This is a genomic window from Rothia sp. HMSC073B08 (assembly GCF_001812975.1).
In the GTDB taxonomy this organism is placed as follows: domain Bacteria; phylum Actinomycetota; class Actinomycetes; order Actinomycetales; family Micrococcaceae; genus Rothia; species Rothia mucilaginosa.
On sequence record NZ_KV811054.1, the window covers coordinates 1 to 419 of the forward strand.

1 pseudogene is annotated in these 419 nt (G+C 43.0%); it reads left to right on the forward strand.

The features are described 5' to 3' along the window. Positions 1 to 36 precede the first annotated feature (36 nt). Positions 37 to 419: pseudogene (locus HMPREF2884_RS09090) on the forward strand (siroheme synthase); the annotation flags it as partial.

Consider the following 419-nt stretch of genomic DNA (forward strand, 5'->3'; position numbering starts at 1 on the left):
ATGCCTCCAACCACACTCAACTCTGAAGAGCCTGTTTTGCCTTCTATTACCTATGATGTGGATTCTATTTCTGAGGAGCAGATTAATTCCGGAAAACCAATTGAAATCAATATGACGGGTTCGGGTTTTGACGGGATGAATAAGCTAAGTTTTACTCTTGTGGAAATCGACCCGAATAATCCTGAAAGTTATCATCGTTATTTAGATTTCGAGGATTTAGTTCCTGCAGATTCTCCGTACTTGAAGCGGGTTTTTCATGGTCTGATTCCTAACGGTCATTTTCAGCGTAAGATTACGATTCCTGCCGGTTTTTTAAAGCCTGGTAAGGGGTATTATCTGAGCGTGGTTGGATCTTATCCCTCTGGGGTTGATTCTTCTCCCTTCGGCATTAACGGCTCTTCCGAGTTGAGTGTGGGTGA